The organism is Flavobacterium sp. IB48 (genome assembly GCF_016405855.1).
GTDB lineage: Bacteria > Bacteroidota > Bacteroidia > Flavobacteriales > Flavobacteriaceae > Flavobacterium > Flavobacterium ginsengisoli.
Genome location: NZ_JAEFCA010000001.1, coordinates 927418 through 944567 on the forward strand (window position 1 = coordinate 927418; position 17150 = coordinate 944567).

Genomic DNA, 17150 nt, shown 5'->3' on the forward strand with positions numbered 1-17150 from the left:
TTTTTAAAATCTAAGTCTGTTTTTTTGCCACGAATTGCACCAATTTTCACGAATTAAGATTTGTGGAAATTCTTGAAATTTGTGACTATTTTACTTTACACAGATTTTTTTTAATCTTTTTAATCTGCGAAATCTGTGGCTCTATTTTAATTTATTTTTTTACCCCAAACGGATATTCCTGCACTATTGATTCCGGTATAGGTTAAAGTCACTTTTCTGGTTGCCGATTCCCAATCCCAAGCGTCAACTACATTGCATTTCACTCCGTTTATGGTTGCTATTTTTTTTGCGGGATCATAAGACCAAGTTCCCGTTATATCTCCGCTTACTTTTTTATCGGCAGTTAAAAAAATCGTGACTGCTTTCTGCATGGTTTTGTATTGGTAATTTAGCGTAATCTGTTCCCAAGTTCCAACTAGATTTCCTTCTGCAAAAGTGGTTGTTGGCACTCCTGCGTAACGTTCTGGTTCTATTACAGGCCAGCCATCTTCTGTCCATTGAATTCCGTGCACGTGTCCCATCATTACTGCATTTGAAACGGCAATTCCGGCAACTCCTTCTGGCAAACGTGCTTGTGAAGCATAAAACCATTGTTTAGTGTCTGGGTTTTGAAAAACAGCGCAATGCGAAAATCCAACCCAGCCCGTATGATTTTTAAATTGATATGGATGTGTTATCAAAGGATAACATTCTGCTCCGTTTGTTATACTCATTCCTGTATTGGTCACATAAGGCCCAAGAATATTTTTGGAACGTGCCACACGTGTATTATACGCAACCGATAATTCATCATAAGCTAAGAACAAATAATAATACTGAGTCTCTGGATTATAGATAATTTCTGGCCCTTCGAGCGCCTGCCAACGGTTTGTATTTACATTTCCGCGACCTGCAATTCGAACTCCGTAATCGTCGATTGTTTTTAATTTATCTGGTTTTCCTGTTGTCGGATTTAATTTTAGAGCTGCAATTCCAGAATGCCATGAACCGTAAATTAGATATTGTTCGCCTTCGGGAGTTTCAATAAAACTCGGATCAATGGCATTGAATTTAAAATAAGCATCCCAATCGTTTCCTCCGTTTCTAACATAACTTTTTACACCGTCAGGTTCTGAGCAGACTACCATTCCTTTGTCAACCCAATTATTAGAAGCTAAATCTGTTGTTTCAGCCAAACCGATAAAAGCACGTTCTGTCCAAGAAGTATTGGTATCTGTTCCCGTAATTGGATTTGTTACTACAATGCTATAATACATTCTGAAAACGTTCCCAACTTTTCGAACACAAGGCGCCCAAAATCCGTAATTTGGATTTTCTATAGGAGGAAGAGCCGGACTCATTCTCGCTCTTTTGTTATTTAAAGAATCTTTTACCCAAGCTGGAGCCTGAAGCATTGAAGGCCCCATAAATTCCCAGCTGATTAAATCTTTGGATCTTCTGTAGAAAAAATGCCCTTTACCATCATGCGCATTTCCGTAAGAAGCATCTGTTTGATACATATAATAATATTCTCCAGATTTCTCCACTGATGGATCGTGTACATTTGCCAGATTCCATTGTGATCTACTTGCCCAACTTGCAAATGCAGTATAATTGTCAGCATAAGTTGGTCCGTTAAACGTTGGTGTGACCACAGGAGGCGTCACCACAGGATCTGGATCTGGTGTTTTTACCGCTGGATCGTCTTTGGAACAACTTGTAATTAAAATCGTTGCAACAAAAAATCCGACGAACGAAATGGTTTTTAAAATGAAGTTTTCTTTTTTCATTTGCCTCTATTTTATTTTCCTTCTAAAACAACTACTGAGAAAGGAGGAATAGTGATTTCAAGTTTTCCTTTTTTGTTTTCGAAACCTTTAAAAGCTGTTGGGACAATTTTATTTGGATTTTCGAATGAATTGTAATCTTGTAATTTAGCCGATGTTATAACCGTTCCTGTAAAGTTTTTCACACCTAAATCTTTTACATCAATTTCGATTTTGTTTTTGTTTTTTGCGTCTACGTTAACTAATGAAATGTGAACCGCTCCGCTTTTATCTTTTGATGCTGATGCTGAAACTGCTGGAAGTTTTTCTCCATTAAAAGTGTATGATGGCGATTCGAAACTTACTGGTAATAATTTTGCATCTTGGTGCACGCTGTACATTTTCATTACATGGTATGTTGGCGTTACAATCATTTTAGCTTTATCAGTAAGAATTACGGCTTGTAAAACGTTAACACATTGTGCTAAATTTGCCATACGAACACGGTCTGAATGGTTGTTGAAAATATTAAGAGTTGCTCCAGCTAAAACTGCATCACGCATTGTATTTTGCTGATATAAAAACCCTGGATTTGTTCCTTTTTCAACTTCATACCAGCCTCCCCATTCGTCAACAATCATGGCTACTTTTTTCTCAGGGTCGTATTTGTCCATAATAGCAGAATGTTTCGTAACCAATTCTTCCATTTTTAGAGCAGACTGCATCGTTTTGAAATAGCCTTCTTCAGTAAAATTTCTGTCATCTCCTTTTTTACCCCAATCAATTACAGCATAATGGTGAACTCCAACTCCGCCTAACATATTTAGCGGAATGCCTTTCATTAAAACTTCTGTCCAATTGTAATCTGCACTGTTTGATCCTGAAGCAATTCTTGTAATTCCTCCCGTATTTTCCCAGTCCGACATGAAAGTCGCATATTTTCTGTATTCTCCTGCATAGTATTCTGCAGTCATATTTCCTCCACATCCCCAAGCTTCATTTCCAATTCCCCAGTATTTTACTTTCCAAGGTTCTTTTCTTCCATTTTTAGCACGTAAATCACTCATTGGACTTTTACCGCTGAAGTTTGTGTACTGAACCCAATCTGCCAATTCTTGAACAGTTCCGCTTCCTACGTTTCCAGATAAATACGGTTCTGCTCCTAAAAGTTCGCACATATTCAAGAAATCGTGTGTTCCGAAACTATTATCTTCGGTTACTCCGCCCCACCATTTGTTTACAATAGTTGGTCTTTGCTCTTGTGGTCCAATTCCGTCTTTCCAATGGTATGTATCTGCAAAACATCCTCCCGGCCATCTTAAGTTTGGAATTTTTAAATCTTTTAAAGCCTTAATAATATCATTTCTTACTCCATTTGTATTTGGAATTTTTGAAGTGTCTCCCACAAAAAATCCTCCGTAAATACAACGGCCTAAATGTTCTGCAAAATGACCGTAGATATTTTTGTCAATTGTAGGTGCATCAGCAGAATTTTTAATAGTAATTGTCGTCTGCGCGAAATTCAGCTGACTACAAAACGAAATAAGAAATGAGATTAAAAGTGCTTTTTTCATAATGGTTTTTATTGTAGAGGAAAGCCCGAAGACTTTCCTCTGAATTTTAGTTTTTTAATAAGAAAGTGTTGGCCATCCAGATGACCAAGTAAAATATACGATTTCGAGTTTTGGGTTTCCGCTGTCAGCTCCGTCATAATAATGAACAGATCCCTTCTGCGTTCCTGTAATTCTAGACAAATGTCCAGGACCAATATAATTTCCTTGCGTAGCTAAAACGGTTGTACCTCCGCCATTGGTTAATGCCACTCCGTTTTTATCAACGAAAGGTCCAAACGGACTTGTAGAACGTCCTACTACAATATAATAAGTACTGTTTACACCATTACAGCAAGTGCCTCGGTTTACAAACATATAATAATAGCTTCCTTCTTTAATTAAACAAGGAGCTTCCCAAGATGCGCTGTTTCCTCCAGCGACAATCGTTCTGCTTCCAGTTGTTTTTCCTGTTGAAGGATTAATTTGGATAACTCCAATGCCTGCATGCCACGAACCGTAAGCCATATAGACATTGCTTCCATCAACCAAAATAGAAGGATCTATTGCATTCACGTCTGATGCTGATGACGAAGAAACGACTACGCCTCTATCTGTCCATGTTGTTCCTGCGCTCTGCGAAATAGCTGGCGTTGTAACCAATCCGATTGCTGATGTCGCCGAACCAAATGTTGAGCATGAATAATACATATTCCATCTGTTATTAAACCAAGCAACATCTGGTGCCCAGAACGTTTTAACGAATCCTGGAACATATCCTGTAATCCAACTTGGAGTTGATGAGAATACTGATGTTCCCCATGTCCAGCTGGTTAAATTTGTTGAATAAGTCATTGGAATATTATCTCCCGTAGTAAAAACATAATAATTAACACCGCTTTTTACAATCGTACTTGGATCGTGCGATGGCACATTTCCGCTGACTGTCTTTGCTGTTGAATTGGTAACCTGTGAATCCTGAGCATTTACAACTGCTGTTGTTCCTTCTTGTGTTGGGACAATCTCTTCATTTTGACAACTCCCAAATAATATCGCTAATAAAACCAAACTTGTAATTGTTTTCATTGTTCTAATTTTAGTTACTGTTAAAAATTAATTTTCTTGTATTCCAAATTCTAAGGCATAATATCATGTGAAGAATCCACACCTTCACATGATATTAGGTATTTAACTAACTCAAAATATTTTTAGTCTCAGTTTTCAGTTAGAGTATACAGAACCGAGACTGTAAACTTAATAACTGTCGTTTTGGATTGTTCCTGGATTGTTATCCATTTCTAATTGTGGAATTGGGAAATATTCTCTTCCTGCTGTATACGAATTAAACTCAGCATCTCTCGATTTTAACCAAGCTAATTTAGTTGGATCCTGAAGCCATCCCCAACGACGAATATCATCAAAACGGTGTCCTTCAAGAGGGAATTCTAAGAATCTTTCGTGGCCAATTTGTTCTCTCATTTGCGCTTGAGACATTCCTGGCTTTGTAGTTGCCAAATCAGGAAGATTTACTCTATCTCTTACCATCTGAATATAAGTGTATGCTCCTGGTGTATCTCCTGTTTCGTTTAAACATTCTGCATACATTAAAAGAACATCAGCGTATCTTAATAAACGCTCATTGATTCCTGAACGCCAATCGTATTCATCTGCAAATTGTCCGTCAGAGTTTTGATATTTTCTACAGAATAAATCATTTAAATCGGCTGGACTTGAAGCATAAAATGTTGCAAAATCTTTTCCATACAATTGCATTCCGCCTGGTTTGTTGTAGAAAATAGTAGCATCTAAACGAGGGTCATCTGCTCCTGTTTTTGTTTTTTCTTCTTTAAATTCATTGAATAATGCCCAAGTTGGCTGTACGTCTGTCCATCCAAAAGCACGTGGCGCATACGTAATTGCTCTTGCCGATGTTTTTCCCCATCCTGAAGCTGGCGCACCTCCCCAACCTAAATCAACTCCTCCGGCATCACGGCTGAATTGCACTTCAAAAAGAGATTCTGAATTATTTTCGTTTGCTGTTGTGAAGTTATCACGATAATTTGCAACTAGAGAATAAACTCCCAAATCTATTACTTGTTTAAAAGTTGTTTTTGCATTAGAAAAATCTTTAGTAAACAAATATGCTTTTCCTAAATATCCTAAAGCAGCACCTTTTGTAGCGCGTCCTTTTTGTCCTGCATCTAATCCTGAAATTCCAGTATAAGAATTTGGAAGTAATTCGGCAGCGGCTTTAAAGTCTGAGATAACTTGCGCCCAACCTTCTTCTTGTGTTTTTTGAGGATAATAAACCGCCAATTCTGTTGGAAGAGGTACATTTTTAAACATGTTTACAGCATGGAAAAAGAACAATCCTCTTAAGAAATAAGCCTGTCCTATTATTCTGTTTTTTAAAGCTTCGTCTTCAAAATCAATTCCTGGTACATTTGTTAAAACTTGATTAGCACGATAAATACCTTGGTAATAAGTTTCGTAAGCCCATCCGTAAATAGCTGCATCTGCAACATTAGAATTGAAATGTCCAACATTATACATAGAACCCCAAGGGCTATTTGTACGCGAATCATCTGCTTTTACATCTAATAATAATGGTGTACTTCTCATGTAAGTACCATCTGTTAATAAACTTCCGTAAGCTGCATTTACACCTTGCAATGCATCTTCATCTGTTTTCCAAAAATTATCGACTGCATTATTATTTGGGTCTAATTGAGTCAAATCTTCGTTATCAACACAGCTTGTGGTTACCAAGGCTAGTGAAAGAAAAACGGTTATATAGCTAAAAATTTTAGATTTCATTTTAATACGTTTTAATGGTTAGACCTGGTTAGAAGCTTACTTCTACTCCTAAAGAAATTGTTCTTGGATTTGGGAAAGATCCTGCATCATATCCTCTTGAAAGCAATCCGTCACTATTAAAGTCTGGATCGTATCCTTTATATTTAGAGATAATCAACAGGTTTTGACCATTTAGGTAAACCTTAGCTTTTTCAATAAATTTATCTTTGATTGGAATATTATACCCGATTTCCATTGTTTGCAGTTTCACATAATCACCACTTTCAATAAATCTGTTTGAATCTCTGCTATTTCCGTTTGGATCTCCAATAACTGGAGCAGGAATATTTGTATTGGTATTAGTTGGTGTCCAGTAATTTAATTCGTCTGTATGATGGTTTGTATATTGTCCGATCATTAAATTTCGGTACATAGCACTAAATACTTTATTACCACCTGCTCCTTGCCAAAACATTGAGAAATCAAAGTTTGAATAACTTGCACTAAAATTAAGTCCGAAACCATATTTAGGAATTGTTACCCCCTGAAAAGTTCTATCTGCGTCTGTTATCGCTCCGTCGCCATTTACATCTCTAAATTTTACATCTCCAGGAGCTGCACCTGTTTGGGTTGGAGAAGATGCAACTTCAGCAGCATTTTGGAAAATTCCAATTGCTTCCCAAGCAAATAATTCACCCACAGATCTTCCTACTTCAGTTTTAGAAACTGCTCCATAAATAGGATTTCCATTTACACCAATTTTAGTAACTTCATTTTTAAGTGTTCCGAAGTTTCCAGAAATATCATATTTAAATTTATGATGATGATTGCTATAAGATGCTGTAAATTCTACCCCTGAGTTTTTCATTGCTCCCGCATTTGTTGTCACACTTGCAGGAAATGCTCCTGTTGAATATGGAAGCGGAACTCCTAATAACAAATCGTTTGATTTCTTTACAAAATATTCTGCTGTAAATTGTAAATCGTTGTTTAAGAAACCTAATTCAATACCAACATTTGAGTTTGTAGATTTTTCCCATTTTACATTTGGGTCAAGTGCTGCTACTACAGTAGTTCCAGGAGCAAGCTCATTATTAAAATCATAACCTGCAAAACTGTTTACTGTTGAAGCAAAGAAATATTGAGAAATAGTATTATTACCTAAAGTACCATAACCACCTCTTAGTTTAATATTGCTTATCCATTCTGGTAATGTCCAGAATTTTTCGTTACTAAGTTTCCATCCTCCTGAAAAAGAGTAAAAGTTTGCTGAATTATTTTTTTCGCTGAAAAGAGATGTTTTATCTTGTCTAAAATTAGCCTGCAATAAATATCTGTCATCATAAGCATAATTTAATCTGCTTATATATGATATTCCTGTAATCGTAAATTTGTATTCAGATGCGTTTCTAGAATCTGCATATTGAAGCATTGGGATTTCGCCTGGAGTATAACCAACACCTCTCATATTATATCGGTGGTAATCTCTTTTTTCTTGAATCCAACCTGCAAGAGCATCAATTTTATGTTTACCTAAAGTAATTTCATACGTTAATAAATTATTCAAGAAAGTTCTTAACTCATTACCCGTTTCAACATCTAGAGATGCCTCATCATTTGTTGTAATGTAATACCATCCTAAGTCACTTGGCGGAATAAACTTTCTGTTTTCCCAATCTGTTCTGTCGTAGCTTACGTCCAATTTATATTTAAGACCTTTTACAATTTCAATTTCTCCCCAAGCATCTCCAATAAAACGGTTTCTTTTTCCATTATTAGTAATTAGATTGTTGTATCCTATTGGGTTCATAGAAATAGCTCTCTGAGTTAAGTTGTCTGTACCACCATAACCTCCAAGTCTATTTGCGTCGTAAACTGGCATAGTTGGAATAGCTCCTAAAATGTCACTTACAACAGTCTGACCTGCATTATACTCATTAAAAATTTCTTTATCAGATTGTGTGTAAGCTATTTTTGCACCATATTTAAATTTCCCTTTTTTCCCATTTAAATTTAAATTCGTTGACAATCTCTCATAGTCCTGAGGTGTTTTAATGTAACTTGTATTTTTAAAATAGTCAACATTAAAACTATATGCAATACTTTCTGCTCCTCCAGTTAATGTCAAAGCTTGATTTTGCACAACACCTGTCTGAAAAGATTCTTTCTGCCAATCTGTATTTACATTTGAAATATAAGATGGGCTATTAGGATCATTTCCTGGAGCGATACTTACAGGAACGCCTGCTCTAATATCTCTATTTCTCTCAGCCTCGCTAGTAATTTTTTGGTAACCCTCGCGATCTGTAACATCCCATTTTTTAGCAACATTTTGAAGACCAACAATAGACTTGAATTTAATATCCATTTTACCTTGTCTTCCTTTTTTAGTCGTAATAATTACAACACCATTTGCACCGCGCACACCATAAATAGCAGCAGAAGAAGCATCTTTTAAAACCTGCATCGATTCTATTTCTCCTGGAGCAAAATCATAAGGTGAATCGACCATAATTCCGTCGATTACAAAAAGCGGATTATTGTTACTGAATGAAGTTATACCTCTAATCTTCACATTTACAAAACCTCCTGGCTCTCCTGAAGATTGTACCGTAACACCCGGAACTTGCCCTTGAAGCATTTTTGCAGCATCATAAGTAACTACCTTTTTAGCCGATTCTAAATTAACGACACTTACAGAACCTGTTAAGTCAGATTTCTTTTGAGTTCCGTAACCAATAACAACTACTTCATTCAGTTTATTGGTATCTTCACCTAAAGCTATATCAAGTTTAGATTGACTTCCTACAGCTATTTCTTTATTCTGAAATCCTATAAATGAAAAAACTAAAACATCAGTTGGAGATGCTTTAATCGAATACTCTCCATCAAATCCAGTTGTAGTAACTGTTTTGGTTCCTTTTATTATAATGTTTACACCCGGCAAAGGAAGGTTGTCTTGTGCCGATGTTACAACTCCTGTTATCGTTTTGCCTTGAGCAGACATTTGATTAACAGAGAATAATAGCATTAATACTGCTAAAATCCAATTTGTTTTTGGCAATAGAAAATTGCAATACAAAAGTAATTTTTGTTTTGTAATCATAATGGTTTAGTTAAGATTGGTTAGTGGTTTAGTTAATAAGTGTTAATCTTACATTTGTAAATTTAACTAAAAAAAAACCACGTAAACAAATTAATATCACAAAAAAACAGCCTAAAAAAAACACATATCGTAAATTAAGTGTTGAATTAACATTTAAAAAATCAAAGTTTTTTCAAAAAAACGGCCGTTTTATTGATTTTAATTGTGTAAAAAATACACTTTTAATCAAAAAGTCGTTTTTTAAGCAAAAAAAGAGGTAAATGAAAAAAAGCATAAATAATCTGTTTTTTAATGCTTTGAATTCGAAAAAAAGAATATTTTGTAAGTAAAAGATTGTTTATTTTGATGGGTTTCTAATTAAACAGAATCTATTTTTGCAAAAAACTATCCTTGACTGTCCTGTTTTTTTCTTAAAAAAATCTTAAAAAACTAATTTGTATGTTATTTTTATGTGAAAAGTAATTTTTTTAAGGCTACATTTGAGTAGTTAATTATGTAAGTGTAAAATCTACATTAATAAATTATGATACGTTTTAATAAGTTCATATATTTACCCATCCAAATTAATTATATATGCTAAATAGTTATAGCTCTGCTGATAAAGTTTTACTGGCAGTAGACTGCATCATTTTCGGATTCGATAATGATGGTCTGAAAATCCTTTTGATTCAAAGAGATTTTGAGCCTGAAAAAGGAAAATGGTCCTTAATTGGTGGGTTTCTAAAACGAGATGAAGTTTTAGACGCTGCCGCAACTAGAATCTTAAATACCTATACAGGTCTTAACGATATTTATATGGAACAACTGTATGCTTACAGCGAAATAGATCGTGACCCAGTAGAACGAACCATTTCGGTTTCTTATTTTGCTTTAATTAATATCGAAAACCATAATGCAGAATTGATTCAGAATTATCATGCAGAATGGTTTCCTATTAATGATGCACCAAACTTAATTTTTGACCACAACGAAATGGTCGAAAATGCAATAAAGAGACTTCGCTACAAAACTTCTATCAAACCTATTGGTTTCGAATTGCTTCCGGAGAAATTCACAATGCGCCAGCTTTTAGAATTGTACGAAGCTATTTTGAGCAAAGAATTAGACAAAAGAAATTTCATTAGTAAAATAAACTCTTTGGAAATCTTAAATAAACTAGAAGAAAAAGACATGCAGTCTTCTCGAAAAGGTTCTTATTTATATACTTTCAACAAAGAAAAATACGAAGAAAAACTACTCAATAATTTTGTATTGAATTTATAAACCTTATTTATTCTCTCGCAGATTTAGGAGATTTGGCTGATTTAATAAAAAAATCTCCTGCATCTGCTAAATCTGCGGGAGAAATTTATAGCGAATTACGCAATATAAGAGCAGATCTATTTTCGATCTGCTCTTTTGTTCCTTTCAAAACCATATCGGCCAAAATTTTTCCCATCACTTCAAAGTTGGTTGAAATTGTAGTAATTCCGTTTGCTGCAATTTTCTTCAATGGAGTTTCATTATACGATATAATTCCAAAATCTTCACCTAGCTTTAAGTTTCTATTAATCGCATTTTCTATTACCAAAAGTAAATCGCGATCATGCGGAATAATATATAAATCTCCTAAAGCGATAGACTGATTGCTAAAATCTGAAATAATTGCATAATCGAAACCAAACTCTTTACAAAACGATTCAAAGCCCAATTTCATTCCAGGAGGTTCTCTAAAACCAGGGAAAATTAAAATTAGTTTCTTGTATTTTGATAATCTTGATTTGCCTTTCATCAAACCTTCATAAATATCTTTTTGGTGATTTTGGTAAATCGCAGGAAACATTTTCAAATCCGAATTGGTCTGATCCAAAATAATTACGTCGCTTACTGGTAGGGTTTTTATAGAATCTACGACATCGTTTAAGTTTGTCGGCATAATAATATATTTTGTATAATTTCCATTGCTATCATTTATCAGTTTTTTGAAAACCTGAACATTAAAATGATGAAAGAAAATATCGACCTGAACATTTTTTCCAATGTTTTTTAAAAACGAATTATAAATATCTTCTTTGAAAATATTCAATTCATCAAAAAGTAAAAAAACCTTCTGAGTTATAGTGATTTCAACGCTTTTAACGTAATATCCCTTTCCTGGAATGGCGTAAATAATACCTCTTTTCTTCAATTCGTCATACGCCAGCAAGACCGTATCTCGCGATAAAGAGAAAGCCAAACAGACTTTATTTACCGACGGAAGCCTATCTCCTTTAATTAAATTTCCCTCTTCAATCGCTTTTTCGATTGAAAGAATAATCTGCTTATATTTTGGCAGACCAATGTTATTTTGAATTGAAATAATGTTCATAATAAAAGTCATTTTGACTATAAAGATTAAAAACTGGTAGGTACTGGTATGCAAAAATAATAAATGTTTCTATTTTTGGATTTCATTTTTGGTAAAAATTATATGGAAATAAAACACATATCGCATTTAAAGGAGACTCACAATTGCAAATTGTTTGGTTTAATGCCCAATAAAGAAGAAATTTATTCTTTTGATCTGGTTAATAAAAACGGAATGAAAGTTCAAGTCATCAATTATGGTGCAACGGTAACTTCGATCCAAATTCCAGTAAATGGAAAACTGGTAGATGTTGTTTTAGGCTTTGACAATCTAGAAGCATATTTAGAATCTTATAATTTGCCAAGCGCTCCTTATTTTGGAACTACAGTTGGCCGTTACGCTGGTCGTATTCATAATGCGACTTTTAGCCTTGCTGATAAAAAGTTTCAGCTAGACGGAAACAATAATGGCAACACGCTTCACGGAGGAGTTATGGGATTTGGAAGAAAAGCTTGGAGTGTTGTTAATGCAACTTCTGGTGAAAATCCATCAATTACTTTTGGTCTTTTGAGCGAACATTTAGAAGAAAATTTTCCTGGAGAAATGACCGTTTATTTAACGTATACTTTAACTGAAGAAAATGAATTGAAGTTAGAATACAAAGCAACTTCAACAGAAGACACCGTTATCAATTTAACGCATCACAGTTATTTTAACCTTGATGGACATGACGGAAATGTTTTAGAACAGCAAATGTTTATTAAATCGGCTAAAATGCTAGAAACTAATACAGACAATATTCCAACTGGAAACTTTACCGATTTAACCAATCATGATTTTGATTTTAGAAATCCAAAAAGCTGTCCGTTTCCTATTGACAACTCTTTTGTAGTAAATTCTAAAACAGAAATCGTTGGACAATTAATCAGCTTAAAAAATAAACTGAGAATGAATGTCTACACCGATCAACCAAGTGTACATATATATGTAGGCGGAAATTGTTTCGGAAAACTAAAAGGAAAAGAAAATGTAGATTATCATGCACAAAGCGGAATTTGTTTCGAAACTCAAAATTTCCCAGATGCTCCAAATCAGGCTCACTTTCCGAATGCAGTTTTGAAAAAAGGCGAAGAATACACGCAAAAAACACTTTACAAATTTGAAAATTTAAACTAATACAATTCCAAAAACCACAATACACTAACTATATAATGAATGATATTTTAATACAGAATACCGTTGCTTTTTTTGAGAAATCTTTTGGATCTTCTCCTCAAAAAACGGTACTTTCTCCTGGTAGAATCAACATCATAGGAGAGCATATTGACTACAATGATGGTTATGTTTTACCTGCTGCAATTGACAAAGTAATTTGTTTTGCTTTTGAAAAAAACAATACCAAAACTTCTAAAATAATTGCTATCGATTTAAATGAAGAATTTGAAATCGATTTGACTCAAGAAGTAAAACTAAGTGATGTAGTTTGGACTAATTATATTCGTGGCGTAATTAAACAATTACAAGATAACGGATTTTCTTTTGACGGTTTCAATTGCGTTTTCAGCAGTAATATTCCGGTTGGTTCTGGATTGTCTTCTTCGGCAGCTTTAGAATGCGGGATGATTTTCGGAATCAAATCTCTTTTTGATTTAAAAATTGAGAAAAAAGACATTTCATTATTAGGACAAAAAGCAGAACATTGGGTTGGAATCAACTGCGGAATTATGGATCAATTTTCGAGTGTTCACGGCCTAGAAAATAAAGTAATCCAATTAGATTGCAACAATTTAGATTTTGAATATCACAATGCCGACTTCAAAGATTATTCTCTAATTTTATTTGATTCTAATGTAAAACATTCTCTTTTTACATCAGAATACAACACTAGAAGAATCGAATGCGAAGAAGGTTTATCGATTATAAAAAGCCATTTTCCAGAAGTAAAAAGTTTTAGAGATGCGACCGAAGAGCAGGTTTTAAGTCTTAAAGATAAAATGACCGAAAAAGTATTTTCAAGAGTTCATTTTGTTGTAAAAGAAATCAATCGCGTTATCAAAGCCTGCAAAGCTTTAGACGAAGGAAATATTGAACTTTTAGGCAAATTGCTTTTTGAAACGCATTATGGTTTATCTCAAGAATATGAGGTAAGCTGCGAAGAATTAGACATGCTTGTAGATACAGCAAAAGAAGACGATGCCATAGTTGGTTCTAGACTAATGGGAGGCGGTTTTGGAGGTTGTACTATCAATTTAGTTAAAAAAGGAAATGAAAATGAGGTTAAGCGTAAGTTCTCTAAGCTTTATTTGGATACATTTGGAATTGAATTAAAATTCTATGATGTAAAAATCTCTAACGGAACAACGCTACTTTAAAACCACACACTGTACAATGAAAAATTTTGACATTAACGAAGATCCGCACAGACGCTTCAACCCATTAATTAACGAATGGGTCTTAGTTTCACCTCATCGTGCGAAACGCCCTTGGCAGGGACAAAATGAAACTATTTCAACCGAAGAACTTCCTAAATACGACCCAACTTGCTATTTGTGTCCAGGAAATGTTCGTGCCAACGGAATGAATAACCCACAATACGAAAGCAGTTTTGTTTTTGAAAATGATTTTGCCGCAATGAAGCAGGACGAAATTATTTTTGAAGAAGATATTAAACATACATTCTTTAAAGCAAAACCAGAACAGGGAATTTCTAGAGTAGTCTGCTTCTCGCCAAGACATGATCTAACTTTACCTGAGATGGAAATTGCTGATATTGAAAATATAATCAGAACTTGGCAGAAAGAATATACCGATTTAGGAAATATTAAATTCATTAACCATGTTCAGATTTTTGAAAACAAAGGAAGCGTTATGGGTTGCAGCAACCCGCATCCACACGGTCAGATCTGGGCACAGTCGTCTCTTCCTACTCAGGTTGAAAAAACACAGAACAGCTTAAAATTATACTACGACAAAAATCAAAAAACATTATTAGAAGATTATGTCAAAGCTGAACTAAAAGCTGGTGATCGTATCGTAATCGAGAATGACCATTTTGTTGCATTGGTTCCTTTCTGGGCAATTTGGCCATACGAAACCATGATTATCAGCAAAAGAGCTGTAAACAAAATCACCAATTTTACAGCTGACGAAAGTACCGCTTTCGCGAAAATCTTAAAGGAACTTACAACGAAGTATGACAATTTATTTAATACTTCATTTCCATATTCTTCAGGAATTCACCAATCTCCAACAGATGGTTTAATTCACCCAGAATGGCACTTCCACATGCATTTCTACCCGCCATTGTTAAGATCGGCAACTGTAAAGAAATTCATGGTTGGATATGAAATGTTAGGCGAATCGCAACGTGACATTACACCTGAAAAAAGTGCTGAAATTTTAAGACAGCTTTCAGATGTACATTATAAAAGTTTGGTAAAAGCCTAACCGTTTAATGTTGTAATAAAGCCAAAAAATAAAAATTTAACACAATTACCTACGAATAAATGTAAAAAACACATTTGCTAATGGTTGATTTTTAAATTTTTATTTTACATTTGGCTTCTGCTTTTATTTTCGCAAAAAAATAACAGAAATAAAACACATCTTGCATTTTTAACAAGATTTGACAACATAAAAACTGATTTAAAACCACATAAACAAACAACCCTATAAATAATTATTTAAAATACTACTAACAATGAACCAAAACCTCGCTTTCGCAGACTATGCGGTTTTTATTATCTACTTTATCGTAGTCTCGGTCTACGGTTACACAGTTTACCGTAAACGTAAACAAGACGAACAAGATGCTAAAGCTTACTTTTTGGCTGAAGGAAATTTAACATGGTGGGCAATTGGAGCTTCTCTTATTGCTTCTAATATCTCTGCAGAACAGTTCATCGGAATGAGCGGTGAAGGTTTCTTTTTAGGAATCGCTGTTGCTGCTTACGAATGGCTTGCTGCTATTGCACTTATTATTGTTGCTGTATGGTTTATTCCTGTATATCTTAAAAACAAGATCTACACGATGCCGCAATTCTTAAAAACACGTTACAACGAATCTACTGCTTTGATTATGGCAGTTTTCTGGTTGTTCTTATATGTTTTTGTAAACTTAACTTCTATTTTATATTTAGGAGCTGTTGCTATTAACGGTCTTGCTGGAGGTCAATATCTTCACGCAATCATGATCGGATTAGCTGTATTTGCATTATTTATTTCTCTTGGAGGAATGAAAGTTGTAGCTTATACAGACGTAATTCAAGTTGCTGTATTAATCATTGGAGGTTTAGTAACTTCTTATATTGCTCTTACAACTGTTGGACAATATTTTGGCGTTGGCGAAAATGCAATTGCTGGGTTTAAAGTTTTAATGAAAGAAGCTCCAGAGCATTTCAAAATGATTATTCCAAAACCAACTGCTGCATCTTCACAGATTGAAATCGATAAATATTTAACTTTCCCAGGATTGTTATCTTACGCCGCTGGTATCTGGATCATCAACTTAAACTACTGGGGATGTAACCAATACATTACACAAAGAGCACTTGGAGCAGATTTACAAACTGCACGTACAGGAATTTTATTTGCTGGTATGTTAAAATTATTAATGCCACTTATCGTAATGCTTCCTGGTATTGCTGCTTACGTTTTATACACAAACGGACATTTACCACAATTAGTTGGAGGTAAAGATGGTGCTTATTCTGCTGTATTAACTTTCCTTCCAACAGGATTAAAAGGACTTTCAGTTGCTGCTTTAACAGCTGCAATCGTAGCTTCTTTGGCTGGAAAAGTAAATAGTATTTCTACAATCTACACATTAGACGTTCACAAAAAATACATCCAAAAAGATGCTGGCGAAAAACAACAAGTAAACATTGGACGTCTTGCCGTTTTTGCTGCCATGCTTTTAGCTGTTTTATTTACATGGAATGACGTTTTAGGAATTGGTGGCGTTGGAGGATTTACATACATCCAAAAATATACTGGATTCATCAGCCCTGGAGTTTTTGCTATGTTCTTCTTAGGTATGTTCTGGAAAAGAACTACTGGAACAGCTGCAATCGTGGGAGTAATTCTAGGATTCTTATTATCTGTTTTATTCAACGAATACGCTCCAGCTTTATTTGGAAACGATACACTTTTATACACAGCATACTCTAATGGAAAAGGAGCTTTTGAAATTCCGTTCCACATCTGTATGGGATTATCATTCTTATTTACAATGATTGCCATGATTCTAATAAGTTTCGCTGGACCAAAAGTAAACCCTAAAGCATTCGAGACAGAACCTGGAATGTTTAAAGTTAAACCGCAAACAACAGTCTTAATCGTAATTACATTATTGATTATTGTTGCGCTTTATGTTAAGTTCTGGTAATAAATTATCAGTTCTATTCTCTCTATTTTTACAGCTGTTGTTTGTCATGAACAACAGCTGTAAATTTTTTAAAGTATATTCATTGAATAAAAAATATAGCCACGAATTTCACTAATTTCCACGAATTAATTTTCCAAATAAAAAATTCGAGTTAATTCGTGTAATTGCTTCGCCTATTCGCTATCGCTCGAGTCGTGGCAAAAAAAAACACATTGAAGAGAAAAAGAATCATTTTAATCCT

Annotated in this window: 11 protein-coding genes; 5 read left to right on the top strand and 6 right to left on the bottom strand. The window is 34.4% G+C overall.

Annotated features, from left to right (window positions below; genetic code table 11):
• Nucleotides 1-146: 146 nt before the first annotated feature.
• From JC605_RS04005 to JC605_RS04025, 5 genes are all read right to left on the bottom strand, one after another.
• Nucleotides 147-1769 carry an arabinan endo-1,5-alpha-L-arabinosidase gene (locus tag JC605_RS04005; protein WP_198854974.1) on the bottom strand — a complete coding sequence of 541 codons (1623 nt, stop codon included), beginning with the start codon at nt 1767-1769 and terminating at the stop codon, nt 147-149.
• A gap of 11 nt (nt 1770-1780) precedes the next feature.
• Nucleotides 1781-3319 carry an alpha-N-arabinofuranosidase gene (locus JC605_RS04010; protein WP_198854975.1) on the bottom strand — a complete coding sequence of 513 codons (1539 nt, stop codon included), beginning with the start codon at nt 3317-3319 and terminating at the stop codon, nt 1781-1783.
• 54 nt (nt 3320-3373) lie between these two features.
• Nucleotides 3374-4381 carry an arabinan endo-1,5-alpha-L-arabinosidase gene (locus JC605_RS04015; RefSeq protein WP_198854976.1) on the bottom strand — a complete coding sequence of 336 codons (1008 nt, stop codon included), beginning with the start codon at nt 4379-4381 and terminating at the stop codon, nt 3374-3376.
• Nucleotides 4382-4549: 168 nt separating this feature from the next.
• Nucleotides 4550-6112 carry a RagB/SusD family nutrient uptake outer membrane protein gene (locus JC605_RS04020; RefSeq protein ID WP_198854977.1) on the bottom strand — a complete coding sequence of 521 codons (1563 nt, stop codon included), beginning with the start codon at nt 6110-6112 and terminating at the stop codon, nt 4550-4552.
• A gap of 28 nt (nt 6113-6140) precedes the next feature.
• Complete coding sequence (locus JC605_RS04025) at nt 6141-9197, bottom strand: TonB-dependent receptor (RefSeq protein ID WP_198854978.1); 3057 nt, start codon at nt 9195-9197, stop codon at nt 6141-6143.
• 573 nt (nt 9198-9770) lie between these two features.
• On the opposite strand from JC605_RS04025, the gene JC605_RS04030 reads away from it, so the two are divergent.
• Nucleotides 9771-10460: an NUDIX domain-containing protein gene (locus JC605_RS04030; protein WP_198854979.1), complete on the top strand. Its 690-nt coding sequence runs from the start codon at nt 9771-9773 to the stop codon at nt 10458-10460.
• 85 nt (nt 10461-10545) lie between these two features.
• Here the strand turns inward: JC605_RS04030 and JC605_RS04035 are convergent, their stop codons facing one another.
• Nucleotides 10546-11544 carry a GntR family transcriptional regulator gene (locus JC605_RS04035; protein WP_198854980.1) on the bottom strand — a complete coding sequence of 333 codons (999 nt, stop codon included), beginning with the start codon at nt 11542-11544 and terminating at the stop codon, nt 10546-10548.
• Nucleotides 11545-11646: 102 nt separating this feature from the next.
• Between JC605_RS04035 and JC605_RS04040 the strand changes: the two genes are divergently transcribed.
• The 4 genes from JC605_RS04040 (at nt 11647) to JC605_RS04055 (ending at nt 16909) form a co-directional block, all read left to right on the top strand.
• Nucleotides 11647-12699, top strand: coding sequence for an aldose epimerase family protein (locus JC605_RS04040; protein WP_198854981.1), 1053 nt, complete (start codon nt 11647-11649; stop codon nt 12697-12699).
• Nucleotides 12700-12734: 35 nt separating this feature from the next.
• Complete coding sequence (galK, locus tag JC605_RS04045; protein ID WP_198854982.1) at nt 12735-13895, top strand: galactokinase; 1161 nt, start codon at nt 12735-12737, stop codon at nt 13893-13895.
• A gap of 16 nt (nt 13896-13911) precedes the next feature.
• Nucleotides 13912-14970 (top strand): UDP-glucose--hexose-1-phosphate uridylyltransferase, encoded by a 1059-nt coding sequence (locus JC605_RS04050; protein ID WP_198854983.1) that lies wholly within the window; start codon nt 13912-13914, stop codon nt 14968-14970.
• A 253-nt stretch (nt 14971-15223) separates the two neighbouring features.
• Nucleotides 15224-16909 (top strand): sodium/sugar symporter, encoded by a 1686-nt coding sequence (locus JC605_RS04055; protein ID WP_198854984.1) that lies wholly within the window; start codon nt 15224-15226, stop codon nt 16907-16909.
• The last annotated feature ends 241 nt before the right edge of the window (nt 16910-17150 follow it).